The organism is Aquificaceae bacterium (assembly GCA_037481935.1).
GTDB lineage: Bacteria > Aquificota > Aquificia > Aquificales > Aquificaceae > Pampinifervens.
Genome location: JBBFKQ010000005.1, coordinates 23,483 through 37,647 on the forward strand (window position 1 = coordinate 23,483; position 14,165 = coordinate 37,647).

The following is a 14,165-nucleotide window of genomic DNA, read 5'->3' on the forward strand; positions in this document are numbered from 1 at the left end:
GACATGATACCCGATACTGAGCAGGAGATAATAAACCAGTATCTCAAAAAGGTCTCCAAAATACCTCTTCTCACGCCTGAGGAGGAAAAGGAGGTGGCAAAGAGGGCAAAGGAGGGAGACCAGCAGGCTTTCAGAAGGCTCGTGGAATCCAACCTCAGATTTGTTATAAGCATAGCAAAGCAGTATCTGGGTTATGGACTACCACTCTCTGAGCTCATAGCTGCGGGCAACCATGGTCTGCTTGAAGCTGCAAAGAGGTTTGACCCCGACAGGGGTGTAAAGTTCATATCCTACGCCGTATGGTGGATAAGGCAGGCAATAATGCAGGCGCTCTCTCAGCAGACCGGTGCAGTGAGAATACCCATAAAGCAGTCCCATTTGATAAATCGCATAAGCAGTATATACAGCAGGCTATACAGAGAGCTTGAGAGAGAGCCCACATCTGAAGAAATCGCCCACGAATACACAAAGGAAGTGCTTCAGAAGGAGCTTGAGAAGGAGCTTGGTCGTGAACCTACTGAGGATGAGATAGAAAAAAGAATTAAGAAAGAAGGTTACAGGATAAGCCCAGAAGATGTGGACAAATGTCTTCAGCTATGCAGGGTCCCCCTGTCCTTGGATGCGCCAGTGGGGGAGAACGAGGACACCTTCTTTGTAGACTTTCTGAGCCAGCATGGCACTGCAGATGTGGAGGAGAGGATAATAAGTGAGGTGCTGGAGAAGGAAATAGATGACCTTCTGGACAGGCTCCCTGAAAAGGAAAGGAGAGTCATAGAGCTACGCTTTGGTCTTAGGGGTGAGGAGCCAAGGACTCTGAGGGAGATTGGGGATATACTGCAGATTTCAAGGGAGAGGGTGCGTCAGCTTGAAACAAGGGCACTCAGAAAGCTGAGAAACATGGCAATGAAGAGACATCTCAAGGATTTTCTCAGCTGATGCTCTCAGGTCTTCTTCTTGTAGACAAGCCAAGAGGAATTACCTCTATGGATGTGGTTGAATCAATTAAGAAGCGCTTTAAAGTCAAGGCCGGACATGCAGGCACCCTTGACCCGATAGCCACAGGACTTCTCCTGGTGCTTGTGGGGGAAGCTACCAAGTTCTCTCAGTTTTTTATCGGACTTGACAAAACCTACATAACCACCGCAAAGCTCGGGGAGGTTACCAACACCTACGATGCTGAGGGTGAGGTCATTGAGACAAGACCTGTAGAAGTATCCTGTAATGATATTGAGAAAATTCTGGAAAAATTCACTGGAAGCCTGCTCCAGAAGCCTCCACCTTACTCGGCAAAGCGTCTTGGAGGGAAGCGAGCCTATGAGCTTGCAAGGAAGGGAGTGAGTGTGGAGATGAAACCTGTGGAGGTTCTCGTATACAAGGCTGAGCTTCTCAGATGCCAGTTACCCTTAGTTGAGTTCCTCTTTGAAGTATCCTCCGGCACATACATAAGAAGCCTCGTTCATGACATAGGAAGGGAGCTTTCCTGCGGAGCTCATGTGCTTGAGCTCAGAAGATTAAAAGCTGGAAGCTTCAGCGTGGATATGGCAGTAGTCTATCAGAGGCTTCTCCTTCTAGAGGATATAGCCGGGCTGTTAATCCCAGTGGGGGAAGCCCTCGCTTTTATGCCCAGGGTTAACCTTAGTGGTGAGCTGGCAAGAAGGATAAGGCACGGTTCTGCCGTAAGGCTCAGGGAAAGCCTTGAAAGAACCTTTGTCAGACTTTACGAGGACAGCAGCTTTCTTGGTGTGGGTCTGATTGAGAAAAACACCTTAAGGCCTTACAGACTCATGCAATCGCCCTGAGTTTCTCCTCTATGTCATGCTCCATAAGAGCCTCTATAAGTTCATCAAGCTTTCCCTGGAGCACATCCCCCAGCCTGTAGAGGGTAAGGTTTATCCTGTGGTCCGTAACCCTGTTCTGTGGAAAGTTGTAAGTCCTGATCTTTTCGCTCCTTTCCCCCATGCCTACCTGCTGTCTTCTTTCCTTTGCAAGTTCTTCCTCCTTCTGCCTTTCGTAAAAGTCCCTGAGCCTTGCATACAAGATTTTAAGTGCCTTCTGCCTGTTCTGAAACTGGGACCTCTCATCCTGGCAGGAGACGGTGATACCGGTAGGAAGGTGAGTAACCCTTACTGCACTCTCGGTGGTGTTCACATACTGACCGCCAGCACCACTTGCCCTGAAGGTTTCAATCCTCAAGTCTTTCGGGTCTATCTGAACTTCCGTTTCATCTGTTTCCGGGAGGACTGCCACGGTGGCAGTGGATGTGTGTATTCTTCCACCCGCTTCTGTGACGGGCACCCTCTGAACCCTGTGAACCCCGCTTTCAAACTTGAGCCTTGAGTAGGCACCTTCACCCTCTATCAGGGCAACCACCTCCTTGTAGCCACCAAGACCTGTCCTGTTGGTGGAGAGTATGCTGAACTTCCAGCCCTTTTCCTCCGCATACTTCTGATACATGTTCAGAAGGTCTGCCACAAAGAGGGCTGCCTCCTCACCACCAACTCCAGCCCTTATCTCTAATATCACGTTCCTGCTATCTCTCGGGTCCTTTGGAAGGAGAAGTATCCTTATGTTCTTTTCCACCTTTTCCAGCTCCTCTGTGAGCCTCTCAACCTCTTCCCTTGCAAGCTCCCTCAGATCCTCGCTCTTCAATAGCTCCCTCGCCTGCTCAAGGTCTGAGAGTAGCTTTTTGTAATTCCTGTATGCAGTGTAGACCTCTTCAAGGTCCTTGAGCTCTTTTCCAAGCCTTGTGAGCTTTTCTCTGTCTGAGACCACCTCTGGACTGCTGAGCTGATACTGCAGCTCTAAATACCTCTGTTCTATAGCTTTTAGCCTCTCTTCAAGCTCAGGGCTGAGCATTATCCCTTACCGGTCAGCTCCAGGAAGGCTGGTTTTACCCTCAGTTTGCCCGTGTAGAAGGGGTGACATGCATTGCAGGTCTCAAGGTAAACCGTTCCCCCCTTTGTGGAGAGCAGGGTAAAGCTGTTTCCACAGCCACAGACAAAATGCGTGGGTTTGAGCTCTGGATGTATACCCTTCTTCATCCTCTTACCTCCATAAAACGCTCTATTATAACAGATTTTAGACTTTCTACAGCAGATTGCAACCCGTCAAGACTGTTTACCCCACCCTGAACAAGGTCATCTCTTCCTCCTCCCCCACCGCCCAGATGCTCAGAGACCACTTTAATAAGTTCTTTTGCTGAAAGTCTGTCCGTCAGCTCTCTTGAAAGTGCTATCAGACAGGAGACCTTCTCCCCCCTCTTACTCAGCAGGAAAACCACCGCATTATGTGTGCTGTTCCTTATCCTGTCTGCAAGGGCAAGCATCTCCTTTGGCTCTATGTCCTCAAGCACGCCCACATGAAGCTCCACCTCACCAAGGTTCTCCCTCCTGACCCCAGAAAGACCATCACCGGCAAGAAGCTTTTCCCTTAACCTGTTTATCTCCCTTTCCTTCTCCCTTATCTCCTCCATAAGCCTCTGGACAGCCACAGTGGTATCCTCTGCAGAGACACCGAGCAGGCGTGAAAGCTCCATAAGCCTTCTCCTCTCTTCAAAGGCATGCTCAACAGCCCATCTGCCTGTCTTTGCCACTATACGCCTGATTCCTGCACCCACAGAAGACTCAGATACTATCCTGAAGTAGCCTATGTCCCCTGTTCTGCTCACATGCGTTCCACCGCACAATTCTCTGGAAAAGTCTCCAACGCTAAGGACTCTTACCCTCTCACCATACTTCTCCTCAAAGATGGCGATGGCTCCGCTTCTTATGGCAGACTGATAGTCCATCTCCTCCACCAGCACGGGCTGGTTTTTCATAACCTGCAGGTTTACAAGCTCTTCCACCTTTTTGAGCTCTTCTTCCGTGAGAGCCTGAAAGTGTGTAAAGTCAAAACGCAGATACTGGTCTGCCACAAGGGACCCCGCCTGACGCACATGCTCACCCAGAACCTCTCTCAGAGCTGCATGGAGAAGGTGCGTGGCAGTGTGGTTCCTCTTTATATCCTCCCTTCTTTCCTCTTCTATGTGGGCAAAGACCCTGTCCCCTACCCTTATGGAACCCTTTGACACATAGCCTCTGTGGGCTATCACTCCATCCACAGGAGACTGTGTATCCTCCACGAAAAACATACCCTCTGTAGACTCTATCACGCCCCTGTCACCTATCTGACCGCCTCTTTCTGCATAGAAGGGTGTTTCCTTGAGAAACACCTCACCCTTTTCACCCTCTCTAAGCTCAGAGACAAGCTCACCCCCCTTTACGATGGCTAAAACTTCCGTTTGAAGGCTCCTTTCTTCATATCCCAGAAAGCGTGAGATTTTCCCCAGTTCCTTCAGATGTTGATAAACAGGTTCTGCCCCCTTTACCTCTATCCTGAAGTGTTTCCTTGCCCTCTCTCTCTGCTCCTCCATTTCCCTCTGGAAGCTTTCCATATCAAGCCTAAGACCCTTTTCCCTTGCCATATCTTCAAAAAGGTCAATGGGGAAGCCATAAGTATCATAGAGGTTGAAGAGAAGGTTTCCGGGCACCACACCTTCCTCTGCCTTCTGGAGGATTTCCTCCGCATAGGGCATGCCCTTCCTAAGAGTGTTTACAAACCTCTCCTCCTCGGCCCTTATGACGGACTTTACAAAGGACTTTACCTGAAGGAGCTCAGGATAGGGCTCTTTCATGATGTCCACCACCAGGTCAACCCCCCTGTAAAGAAAAGGCTCAAGGATGCCAAGCTTGTAGCCGTATCTCATGGCACGCCTGAGTATTCTCCTTATCACATAGCCTCTTCCTGCACTGGAGGGAAGAACGCCGTCCCCGATGGCAAAGGTAAGAGCCCTCAGGTGGTCTGCTATTACTCTGAGAGCACCATCTGTTTCAAAATCTCCGCCGTAAGACCTTCCAGACAGCTCCTCCCCAAAGCCTATGAGAGGCCGGATAAGGTCTATTTCAAAGTTTGTCCTTGTGCCCTGAAGGATGCTAGCCACCCTCTCAAGACCCATACCCGTATCTATGTTGGGTTTTGGTAGTGGTGTGAGTTTACCTCTTTCGTCTCTGTAATACTGCATAAAGACCAGGTTCCATATCTCAAGATACCTTTCAGGTTCATAATCAGGACCTCTGTCCACGTATATTTCAGAAGATGGGCCGCAGGGGCCTGTGTCCCCCATCTGCCAGAAGTTGTCTTCTTCGCCCATCCTCCATATGCGTTCTTCAGACAGCCCTATATGGTCTCTCCATATGCCGAAGGCCTCTTCATCCTCCCTGAATACGCTCACATATATCTTCTCCTGTGGTATTCCAAGATGCTGGGTGACAAACTCCCAGGCATACTCTATGGCTTCTTTTTTGAAGTAGTCCCCAAAGGAGAAGTTTCCAAGCATCTCAAAAAAGGTGTGATGCCTCGAGGTAAAGCCAACACTCTCAAGGTCGTTGTGCTTACCAGAGACTCTAAGACACTTCTGACAGGAAACCGCCCTCGTGTATGGTCTTTTTTCAACGCCAAGAAACACATCCTTGAAGGGTACCATACCTGCATTCACAAAGAGCAGGGTCGGGTCCTTTTCAGGCACAAGACTTGCAGACTTTACCCTTGTATGACCCCTTTTCTCAAAAAAACTCAGAAAAAGCTCCCGAATTTCATGACCAGACATGAGAATAAAATTATAGCAGGGAGTAAATTTTAAAAGCCTTCATTTGCTCAGCCACATGAGAAACCATTCTGTGGCAAGCCTCGCAACCTCCTCAAGCTTCCCCTCCTCTTCAAAAAGATGACTGGCCCCCTCAACTATCTCAAGCCTCTTCTCACATGTAAGAAGTTCGTAGGCACGCCTGTTTAGCTCTATAACAGGGTAGTCTAGGCCCCCAACTATTAGCAAGACGGGAGAGCTTACTTGAGGAAGGTATTCAAAAGCAAGGTCTGGCCTGCCTCCTCTTGAAACCACGGCGTAAACCTCTTTTTTTCTTCTGGCATATGTTAAACCTGTATTGGGCAGTCCTGAGGTCCACTCTTTCTTCCCTTTCTGTAAGAAGGTCAAAGAGAAGGGTAGCGAGGCCGTTTCTGTTGAGATAACCTGCCACAAACCTGTTTCTTGGGCTGAATCTGCTGCTTCCACTGCCGTGAACGAAGATTACTATTGCCGCAGAACCCGGTGGTACGCTCAAATCTCCCCTTATAAATTCCCCATCTACGGGAATTTGCACTTCTTGGTGCATCTACAACCCTCTCCTTAGATTATATTCAATGGTGTTCCTCGTCTCAGTAACTATCTCCTCATAGCTCTTACCTTCAGGGCTTACGGGCTTTCCAAAGACCACCCTTATCTTTCTGGGTCTGGGGAAGCGGTTGTATATGGACATGGACTCGTATGTTCCTATCAGAGCCACTGGCAAAACGGGCACACCGAGCTCTTTGCTGAGTATGGCAAAGCCCTTTCTGAAGGGGAGAAGATTTCCGTCTCTTGTTCTTGCGCCCTCAGGGAATATGACAACCACTCTGCCCAGTCTGAGAACCCATGCGGTTTTCTGGAGAGATTCTTTTAGCTTTCTGTCCAGATTTACCGTTATCACATGGGCAAGTCTGCCAAAGAGGGATGTGAGGGGATTTCTGAAGTATTCCTCTGCACCCAGAAAGTAGGTTTTCAGTGCTATTCTGGAGGGCAAGGCGCTGGCTAATACAAAGCCATCTAAATAGCTGGCATGGTTGGGGGCGAGTATAAAGGGTGGCTCAGGAAGGTTTTCCAGACCTTCTACCTGCAGACGGTTGTAAAGGCTGAAAAAGAGCCTCAAGATTAGCCTTCCAGCGCCGAAGGCAAGATTATGCTCTTCTGGAGAGTAAGGCACTCCCCCCAGGAGTATCTCCCTCCACTGGAGCTGTGTGCTTTCAAACTTCTCCTTTCTCTCCAGCACGAGCCTTGCCATGTCCTGCACCGTGGGATTGCTTGCAAGGTCCTCCTCCGTAAGAGCCACTCCAAAGGCGGTCTCAAGAAAGCTCAGAAACTCCAACTTTCCAAGGGAATCAAGGCCCAGGTCAAGTTCAAGGTGATGGTAGCCTTTCACTTCCCTCTGTGTAAGCCTCTGGAGAAAGGCTCTTATGGTCTGGCCCTCCTGAGTGCTCATAATAGCCTCTTCTTCTCTCTTTTCTCCGTAGACCTCTGCAGACTGGTATATCTGGGGAAGCAGAAACCTTCTTATTTTTCCTAACCTTGTCTTCGGGAGTTCTTCCTTTATGACCCTGAAGCCTGTTATCCTTTTCCATTCTGGAAGCCTCTGATTTACCCTGTCTATTACCTGCCATCTTACAAACTCCTCTATGTTAACGATGCCCTGTTTCTTCAGGCTTTCAAAATCTGGCAGAAGGAGGGCTTTCACAGCTCCATCCACCTCAAGCACTGCCACCTCCTTTACGCCCCTGCCTTCCGTAAGTATCAGGCTTTCAAGCTCTTCAGGGTTTACCTTCTTCCCACCTGAGAGCACAAGGATTTCCTTCTTCCTGCCCGTTATGTAAAGATAGCCCTCTTCGTCAAGATATCCCAGGTCTCCCGTCAAAAGCCAGCCATCTTTAAAAGCCTTCTGTGTCTCCTCTGGCTTTTTGTAGTAGCCCTGCATCACATTGACACCACGCACCAGCACCTCACCCTCTTCGTCAATTTTCACGTAGACCTCCTCTATGGGCAGTCCCACAGAACCCAGCTTTGGTCTGTCTGGTGGGTTAAAAGACACTATGGGTGAGGTTTCTGTAAGCCCATAACCCTCAAGAATTGTAAAGCCAAGCCTGTCAAGGTCAAGGGCAACATCGAGTTGAAGCTTTGCACCTCCACTTACCAGATATCTTATTCTTCCGCCGAAGGCATTGTGAACTCTACCAAAGATGAATCTTCTGAGTTTCTTGTTCATGTAGGGCGAGAGCATGAAGAGTAGCCTGGCTAAGGGATTTGCTCTCACGCCTTCCATTATTCTCTGATGCAGAAGCTGGTAGAGTCTTGGCACACCAACAAGAATGGTTATACGATGCTCTCTCATTACCCTCAGGAGCTCTTCAGAACTCAGCCTTTCCAGAAAGACCACCGTGGCACCCAGATAGAGAGGCACAAGGAGGGTGACCATAAGGGGGTAGGAGTGATGAAAAGGAAGAAGGGCAAGAGTTTTATCCTCCCTTCCTGCAACGCCTACTTTTTCAATTGCCCTTATGTTGGAAAGCAGGTTCTTAAAGCTAAGCATGACGCCCTTGGGCTGTCCTGTTGTGCCAGAGGTGTAAAGTATGAGGGCGGTTTCCCTGAGCTCCCTACTCATAGACCTGTCATGGGGCCTGGGAATTATAAGACTGTCAAAGTTGTAAAGGGTTGCACCGGCTACAGACTTTTCAAGAGCTTCTTTGACAGCCTTTTCTGTTTGCTCTGAACAGAAAACAACTGCTGGCTCTGTTTCCCTCAATATGTAGAGAATCTCCTCCGGGCTGGACATGAAGTCCACGGGAACTGCTATTCCACCCCTCTGCCATGTTCCATAGAGGGCATAGACCCACTCAGGCCTATTTTCAGAGCATATGACCACCCTCTCACCGGGCAGTATGTCCACAAGGGTTGCAAAGCTGGATATGTTTTCTATAAGTTCTCTGTAACTTATACTCTGCCCACCCTTCACAAGGGCAGTTTTTCTGTGGTCATGTAGTTCAGGGAGAACAACCCCCTCCTCCGGCAACAGCTTCATAGGGAAAAATTTATTCTTCCTTTTCCCTGTCTTCTTTCTTGAAGCCTGGCTGATAGTGGGATATGGCCTCTTTTGTAAAGGTTATCCTCGTGTTGGCATCCACCTTAAGCGTTACCGTATCATCCCCTATCTCCACCACAGTGCCCCACACTCCTCCCGTGGTTACAACCCTGTCTCCCTTCTTGAGGTTTGCGAGAAACTCCTGATGCCTCTTCCTTGCCTTGCTCTGTGGCCTTATGAGGAGAAAGTAAAAGAGAGCAAAAAGGGCAATAAAGAAGAGTAGCTGAAAGAGAAGAGCTCCCACAGGGCTTCCACCATGTCCCGGTTGCTGGGCAAAGGCTATATCTATCATGGCTCTTATTATAGCACAAGCTCAAAGTTGATTGGTTTCCCTTCTGCGTCTCTCACCTCAAAAAGAAGCCCACAATCATCAGAAGCCTTTCCTACCCTGCCAAGAGGTTGACCCCTTTTTACATTCTCACCCCTTTTCACAAGCAGGCTCTCTGCATATCCGTATACGTAAACAAGCCCATCACCACCATCCACCATAACAACCCAGGAGTAGTTTTTTATATCATCCCCTGCATACAGCACCCTGCCATCTCCCACAGACCTGAAGAACTCACCGCAGGATGTGGCTATAAAGTATCCCCTCTGTGTGCGTATCGCTCTGCCCTTCACCGGTGCCTGAACCCTCAGGACTTCTGCAAGCTTTGGCGGCTCTTCCCTTTTCTGTGGCATGTCCCCTCTTGGCTGTGTTTCTGCTTTCTGAATGGGCTCTGTGGTCTTCTGCGATGAGCTTTTACCCTCCATCCTTTTACTGACTGTCTTCTGAGGCGTGCGGTCTCTGACCTCTATGTGGACTATACCACAGCCGCTGAGAAAAAGTAGAAGAAGGGCAAGAAGTCTCATTAGGTATGATTATAAGACCTACCCTGCTCCCCTCTTCTCTCTCCCTTGAAGGCGTGCATAAGTTTATACGCAGGCAACGCCTCCCTCAGTACAAACCACTGGATAGTTAAAGTCGCAAAGGTGCCCCGCTATAACAACCGGCGGTTGCCTGTTGCCAAAAATTTGTCTGCTTATTTCTCTTAATCTTTTTCCTCATGTCTGTTTGCTGTGTCTTTTCAGGAATGTTCATTTTCATGTCCGCTCTCCTCTATTCCTTAAGATGCTCTCCACTGCCATTCTTAAGATTTAAACTCCTGACTCTGTGAATTTCTGACGCTACAGCAGATACTCAAAAGCCTGACTGTAGGCTCTGCTTTCTATGAGCCTGAAAGCGGACGGTAAGCTCTCCACGAGATCAAGGGCTTTTAAAGTTTCTCTGTGCTTTCTCTTCTCTGCCAGCTCCCCCGCAAGCCCGTGAAGGAAAACTCCAAGCTTTAGAGCCCACTCCACAGGCATGCCCCTTCCTATAAGGGCGGTCAGTATGCCCGCAAGCACGTCTCCCACTCCCCCCTTTGCCATGGCGGGTGTGCCCCTCACAGAGAGGTATACTTTCCCTTCCGGCGTTGCTATGGCAGTCCTTGAGGACTTGAGAACCACATAACAGCCATACCGCACCGAAAAGTCCACAGCCACATCCACAAGGTTTTCCACAATGTAGCTCTTTTCAAGACCTGAGAGCCTCTCAAACTCTCCCACATGAGGTGTAAGCACAGTAATGCCCTTCCGTTCTCTGAGAACCTCTACCCCAAGGTCCGCAAGGTTGTTGAGCCCGTCCGCATCTATGAGCAATGGCTTTTCTATACCTTCAATGAGTCCCTTTATTATGTGTCTCCCCTCTTCGTATCGGTCCATTCCCATCCCCACGCCTACGGCAGAGCACTTTTCCTGCAATTCCAGCACCTGAGGAAGGCACTCCTTTGAGAGCCTTCGTTCTCCCCTGAGTGGGAGGCTCATCTCCTCTGTGAGAGCTATCTCAAGGATATGGTTCAGACCCTCTGGCACTCCCACACTTACGAGCCCAGCACCCGCCGAAGTGGCGGACTTTGCGGACATGATGACCGCACCCGTCTTTCCCACGCTCCCACCCATTAAAAGCACATGACCCATCCTGCCCTTGTGCACGTCAGGCTCTCTCTCTGGAAGCTCCGCTTCTGTGAGGACCTCCCTGTTTATTCCTTCTGCAAGCCGGTGGGGTATACCTATGTTTGCCACGTAGAGTTTCCCACACCTTTTGCTGGCTGGGTGCAGAAGATGGCATAGCTTGGGAAACTGGAAGGTAACTGTCACCCGAGCCTTTACTGAAGGCTCAAACTCCCTTCCGCTGTCCGCAGATAGACCAGAAGGAATATCTACCGAGATTACAGGAAGCCCGCTCTGGTCTATGGCCCTTATGACCTCCACCGCCTGACCCTTTACCGGTGGCTCAAAGCCCGTGCCAAAGAGGGCATCCACCAGCAGGTCAAAGTCCTCAAAGTCCAGCCCTTTCATAGGCTCAAGCCCGAGGTTTCTGAGTATCTTGAGCTGAAGCTGTGCATCGCCTCTGAGTTCTTCACCCAGTGCCAGAAAGTAGCCAACCCTGTAGCCAAGCATGTGCAGATGTCTTGCCACCACAAGCCCGTCGCCTCCGTTGTTTCCCTTTCCTGCCACCACCAGCACTCTCCTCGCCTGCGGAAATTCCCTTCTTATGACCTCCACAACCGAGAGTCCTGCCTTTTCCATAAGAAGAAGGGAGGGAATCCCCAGCTCCTGTATGGCTTTTGTGTCCATGTCCTGCATCTCCCTGGCTTTTAGTAGTTTCATGATGAGAATTTTAAATAAATTCTCACCCTCCCGTGTTATCCTTAACCCCCCATAATAAAAACTTATAAACTTGGCTCTTCTGAAGGTTTATAATGCTATAAGAATAAGCTTAAAAGGAGGTTCAGTCATGGAGCAGAAGGCACCAGACCTTGTGATAATCCTGCTCACGGGTAAGGAGAATGCAAAAAGGCTTCCCTCTGCCTTTTTCCTTGCCTCCACAGCCGCCGCCGAGGACATGAATGTGGTGGTCTACTTTACCGGTCCTGCCACAGAGCTTCTCAAGAAGGGCATGGCGGACAGTATCTACCCAATGGAGGGTGGACAGCCACTCTCTTACTTTATCAAGCTGGCACTTGACAACGGAGTGCAGATGGTTGCCTGCAAGCAATCCCTTGACCTCAACGGCATGAAGGAAGAGGACCTTGCCTACAACTTCCCGGTGCTGACTCCCACTCAGGCACTCCCAACCCTAGGAATGGCAGGCAGAGTTCTAACCTGGTAATAGCCTGAGGGCAGTTTCAAAAACAAGATGTGGGTCTATACGCAGGCAGGGGTAGGGATAATCCCCGAGCCTGCATCCTCCCTTTCCGTGAAGGTCGCAGGGCTGGCAGTATAGACCCTTCAGAAGGTATGTCCCCTCTCCCTCACTGACCGCAAAGCCAAGGGTAGGGTGTGTCCCTCCGTATACCTGCACCGCAGGTGTGCCCACGGCCCTTGCTATGTGTAAAAGCCCTGAGTCGTTGCCTATAAAGACCGATGCCTTCTTTATTACCGCAGAAACATCCAGCAGAGAAAGCTCACCGCACAGATTTATACCCTCCCAGCCCTCTGTCAGCCTTCTGTCCCTTGCATCACCCACTAACACCACCCTGTAGCCTGCCTTCAGGAAAAGACCGGCAAGCTCCCTGAAGTAAGGATACCTTTTCTTTTCGTATCTTGCACCCGGACCTATGCACACATAGTCCTTACCCAGTTTACTCTCCCAGCTTCTGAGCCTCTCTTCAGAAAGGACAATCCTGGGTTTTGCATCCTTTGCCCCGATAGCCTCCGCGTAAGCCTTTACTACGCTGTAAGGTTTCCTGAAAAATCCAGAGTAGACTGCCAGCCTTCTCCTTATGGACTCCTTGCGGTAAACCTCCCATCTTCCGCCCAGCCTGAGCCTGAGAAGGAAAGTCCTCAGGTTTCTGTGAAGGTCCACATACAGGTCAAAGCCTCTGAGTTTGTGGAGCAGCTCCTTGCTGAAAAGGGCTTCTCTACTTACCTGAATAACTTCAAGCCTTGGGTCTTCTGCAAAGATATCCCCGTATGGTCTAAAGGTGAGCAGGTAAGGTTTATAGCCAAGTTCCAGAAGCGGGTCTATTACGCAGGATGCAAGCACCACATCGCCCAAGGAAGAAAGCCTGACAACAAGAGCCTTTTTATCCACCGCTGACCGGAGGTATTATGGCTACCCTCTCTTCTCCCCTCAGCATGTATTCATCCTCCACATATTCCTCGTTGACCGCAAACTTTACCCTCTGGAGGATGGGTTCAAGCTCCGGGTATTTCTCAATCAGCACTTTTCTGAGCTCCGCCACCGTTCCCGTGAAGTCAATATCCTCCTCAGACCTTTTGAGCCTCTCCCTCACTATAGCAAAGTAAAGAAGTTTCATTCTTCCAGCACCTCGGAGAGTTTTATTTTCAGCTCTGGAAGGAGCTCAAACTCTTCATCAAAGGAGTAGACCTCCACAATGCCCTTTTTGTGAAGAAAAGCCTTTTTGAGCCTTGGGTCCACAAGCAAAACTCTGTCCACTCCAAAGTCCAGAAGCTCCTGCACTTTTTCCTCCATCTCCGTGTAGGTGTTGGAGGGAGATAGGATCTCTATCACGAGCTCAGGTGGAGTTTCAAGAACACCCTCTGGCAATTCTCTTAGCCTGTCCCTGCTTATGTAGGCTATGTCCACACCTCGCAAAGTAAGAGGCTCTCTTTTCAGGACTAATCCCACTTCACCGCAGACTACATGAGCTTTTCTCTTAGCTTTTTGCTTGAGATAATATACCATGCTCGCTTCATACTCACCATGCCATCCACCTGTAGGTGCCATTTCCACCACCTCACCCTTGACGATTTCGTAAAGACCATCCGGGAGGTTTCCCTGGACCAGGTCCTGATAGGTGTAGAGCCTCTCTGCCGTCTTCATTCTTCCAGCACCTCGGAGAGTTTTATTTTCAGCTCTGGAAGGAGCTCAAACTCTTCCTCAAAGGAATAAACCTCCACAATACCCTTTTTGTGAAGGAAAGCCTTTCTGAGCCTCGGGTCTACCAGCAAAACCCTGTCCACTCCAAAGTCCAGAAGCTCCTGCACCTTTTCTTCCATCTCCGTGTAGGTGTTGGAGGGAGATAGGATCTCTATCACTAAATCGGGAGGCACTTCAAGCATACCTTTGGGTTTTTCCTTGAGCCTTTCTTTGCTTATGTATAGCACATCCACCGCCCTTATGGTGAGGGGGTTCTTTCTTATCACAAGCCCCACATCACCCACTGCATAGTAGCCCTTTGTCTTTAGCTTGAGGTTAAAAAGCCAGTAAAACCTGCCCTCATAGTCTCCATGTTCAAAGCCCGTAGGTGCCATTTCCACCACCTCGCCCTTGACGATTTCATAGAGCCCCTCTGGAAGTCTGCCCTTTACAAGGTCTTCGTAAGTGTAAGATTTTTCCTTCACCTGCATGATTATAAA

Annotated in this window: 16 protein-coding genes; 3 read left to right on the forward strand and 13 right to left on the reverse strand. The window is 49.5% G+C overall.

Going from position 1 to position 14,165, the window contains the following annotated elements:
• Positions 1 to 3: 3 nt before the first annotated feature.
• Complete coding sequence (locus WHS43_05550) at positions 4 to 936, forward strand: RNA polymerase sigma factor RpoD/SigA (GenBank protein MEJ5339100.1); 933 nt, start codon at positions 4 to 6, stop codon at positions 934 to 936.
• Complete coding sequence (truB, locus tag WHS43_05555; GenBank protein ID MEJ5339101.1) at positions 936 to 1,799, forward strand: tRNA pseudouridine(55) synthase TruB; 864 nt, start codon at positions 936 to 938, stop codon at positions 1,797 to 1,799. The genes WHS43_05550 and truB overlap by 1 nt, the downstream gene beginning before the upstream one ends.
• Here the strand turns inward: truB and prfA are convergent.
• From prfA to WHS43_05600, 9 genes are all read right to left on the reverse strand, one after another.
• Entirely contained in the window at positions 1,783 to 2,856 is a 1,074-nt protein-coding gene (prfA, locus tag WHS43_05560; GenBank protein ID MEJ5339102.1) for a peptide chain release factor 1, read from the reverse strand. The two genes, truB and prfA, sit on opposite strands and share 17 nt — an antisense overlap.
• A complete protein-coding gene (gene rpmE / locus WHS43_05565; protein MEJ5339103.1) occupies positions 2,856 to 3,041 on the reverse strand; it encodes a 50S ribosomal protein L31 in 186 nt (61 codons plus the stop codon). The genes prfA and rpmE overlap by 1 nt, the downstream gene beginning before the upstream one ends.
• Complete coding sequence (gene alaS, locus WHS43_05570) at positions 3,038 to 5,644, reverse strand: alanine--tRNA ligase (protein ID MEJ5339104.1); 2,607 nt, start codon at positions 5,642 to 5,644, stop codon at positions 3,038 to 3,040. Before alaS ends, rpmE begins: the two co-directional genes overlap by 4 nt.
• A gap of 39 nt (positions 5,645 to 5,683) precedes the next feature.
• Complete coding sequence (locus WHS43_05575; GenBank protein MEJ5339105.1) at positions 5,684 to 5,935, reverse strand: alpha/beta hydrolase; 252 nt, start codon at positions 5,933 to 5,935, stop codon at positions 5,684 to 5,686.
• Positions 5,898 to 6,206, reverse strand: coding sequence for a hypothetical protein (locus WHS43_05580; protein ID MEJ5339106.1), 309 nt, complete (start codon positions 6,204 to 6,206; stop codon positions 5,898 to 5,900). Before WHS43_05580 ends, WHS43_05575 begins: the two co-directional genes overlap by 38 nt.
• Complete coding sequence (locus tag WHS43_05585; GenBank protein ID MEJ5339107.1) at positions 6,207 to 8,699, reverse strand: AMP-binding protein; 2,493 nt, start codon at positions 8,697 to 8,699, stop codon at positions 6,207 to 6,209.
• Positions 8,700 to 8,709: 10 nt separating this feature from the next.
• On the reverse strand, positions 8,710 to 9,051 hold the full coding sequence (gene yajC / locus WHS43_05590) for a preprotein translocase subunit YajC (protein MEJ5339108.1): 342 nt from the start codon (positions 9,049 to 9,051) through the stop codon (positions 8,710 to 8,712).
• Positions 9,052 to 9,059: 8 nt separating this feature from the next.
• Positions 9,060 to 9,611 (reverse strand): M23 family metallopeptidase, encoded by a 552-nt coding sequence (locus WHS43_05595; protein ID MEJ5339109.1) that lies wholly within the window; start codon positions 9,609 to 9,611, stop codon positions 9,060 to 9,062.
• Between the two features lie 315 nt (positions 9,612 to 9,926).
• Complete coding sequence (locus WHS43_05600; GenBank protein ID MEJ5339110.1) at positions 9,927 to 11,450, reverse strand: NAD(P)H-hydrate dehydratase; 1,524 nt, start codon at positions 11,448 to 11,450, stop codon at positions 9,927 to 9,929.
• A gap of 127 nt (positions 11,451 to 11,577) precedes the next feature.
• On the opposite strand from WHS43_05600, the gene WHS43_05605 reads away from it, so the two are divergent.
• Complete coding sequence (locus WHS43_05605) at positions 11,578 to 11,952, forward strand: DsrE/DsrF/DrsH-like family protein (GenBank protein MEJ5339111.1); 375 nt, start codon at positions 11,578 to 11,580, stop codon at positions 11,950 to 11,952.
• Here the strand turns inward: WHS43_05605 and WHS43_05610 are convergent.
• Genes WHS43_05610 through WHS43_05625 form a run of 4 tightly spaced genes read right to left on the reverse strand, consistent with a single transcriptional unit; the run spans position 11,941 to position 14,156 of the window.
• Positions 11,941 to 12,876, reverse strand: coding sequence for a glycosyltransferase family 9 protein (locus WHS43_05610; GenBank protein ID MEJ5339112.1), 936 nt, complete (start codon positions 12,874 to 12,876; stop codon positions 11,941 to 11,943). The genes WHS43_05605 and WHS43_05610 overlap by 12 nt on opposite strands.
• The gene (moaD, locus tag WHS43_05615) at positions 12,869 to 13,102 is read right to left on the reverse strand and encodes a molybdopterin converting factor subunit 1 (GenBank protein ID MEJ5339113.1); all 234 of its coding nucleotides are present in this window, start codon (positions 13,100 to 13,102) and stop codon (positions 12,869 to 12,871) included. Before moaD ends, WHS43_05610 begins: the two co-directional genes overlap by 8 nt.
• Entirely contained in the window at positions 13,099 to 13,629 is a 531-nt protein-coding gene (locus WHS43_05620; GenBank protein ID MEJ5339114.1) for a Uma2 family endonuclease, read from the reverse strand. Before WHS43_05620 ends, moaD begins: the two co-directional genes overlap by 4 nt.
• Positions 13,626 to 14,156, reverse strand: coding sequence for a Uma2 family endonuclease (locus WHS43_05625; protein ID MEJ5339115.1), 531 nt, complete (start codon positions 14,154 to 14,156; stop codon positions 13,626 to 13,628). The genes WHS43_05620 and WHS43_05625 overlap by 4 nt, the downstream gene beginning before the upstream one ends.
• Between the last annotated feature and the right edge of the window lie 9 nt (positions 14,157 to 14,165).

Excerpts from the sequence above, each read along its gene's own strand:
- WHS43_05580 (MEJ5339106.1), bottom strand. The coding sequence starts at position 6,206 with ATGCACCAAGAAGTGCAAATTCCCGTAGATGGGGAATTTATAAGGGGA.
- WHS43_05620 (MEJ5339114.1), bottom strand. The coding sequence starts at position 13,629 with ATGAAGACGGCAGAGAGGCTCTACACCTATCAGGACCTGGTCCAGGGA.
- WHS43_05585 (MEJ5339107.1), bottom strand. The coding sequence starts at position 8,699 with ATGAAGCTGTTGCCGGAGGAGGGGGTTGTTCTCCCTGAACTACATGAC.
- truB (MEJ5339101.1), top strand. The coding sequence starts at position 936 with ATGCTCTCAGGTCTTCTTCTTGTAGACAAGCCAAGAGGAATTACCTCT.
- prfA (MEJ5339102.1), bottom strand. The coding sequence starts at position 2,856 with ATGCTCAGCCCTGAGCTTGAAGAGAGGCTAAAAGCTATAGAACAGAGG.
- WHS43_05625 (MEJ5339115.1), bottom strand. The coding sequence starts at position 14,156 with ATGCAGGTGAAGGAAAAATCTTACACTTACGAAGACCTTGTAAAGGGC.
- rpmE (MEJ5339103.1), bottom strand. The coding sequence starts at position 3,041 with ATGAAGAAGGGTATACATCCAGAGCTCAAACCCACGCATTTTGTCTGT.
- yajC (MEJ5339108.1), bottom strand. The coding sequence starts at position 9,051 with ATGATAGATATAGCCTTTGCCCAGCAACCGGGACATGGTGGAAGCCCT.
- WHS43_05600 (MEJ5339110.1), bottom strand. The coding sequence starts at position 11,450 with ATGAAACTACTAAAAGCCAGGGAGATGCAGGACATGGACACAAAAGCC.
- WHS43_05605 (MEJ5339111.1), top strand. The coding sequence starts at position 11,578 with ATGGAGCAGAAGGCACCAGACCTTGTGATAATCCTGCTCACGGGTAAG.
- moaD (MEJ5339113.1), bottom strand. The coding sequence starts at position 13,102 with ATGAAACTTCTTTACTTTGCTATAGTGAGGGAGAGGCTCAAAAGGTCT.
- alaS (MEJ5339104.1), bottom strand. The coding sequence starts at position 5,644 with ATGTCTGGTCATGAAATTCGGGAGCTTTTTCTGAGTTTTTTTGAGAAA.
- WHS43_05550 (MEJ5339100.1), top strand. The coding sequence starts at position 4 with ATGATACCCGATACTGAGCAGGAGATAATAAACCAGTATCTCAAAAAG.
- WHS43_05595 (MEJ5339109.1), bottom strand. The coding sequence starts at position 9,611 with ATGAGACTTCTTGCCCTTCTTCTACTTTTTCTCAGCGGCTGTGGTATA.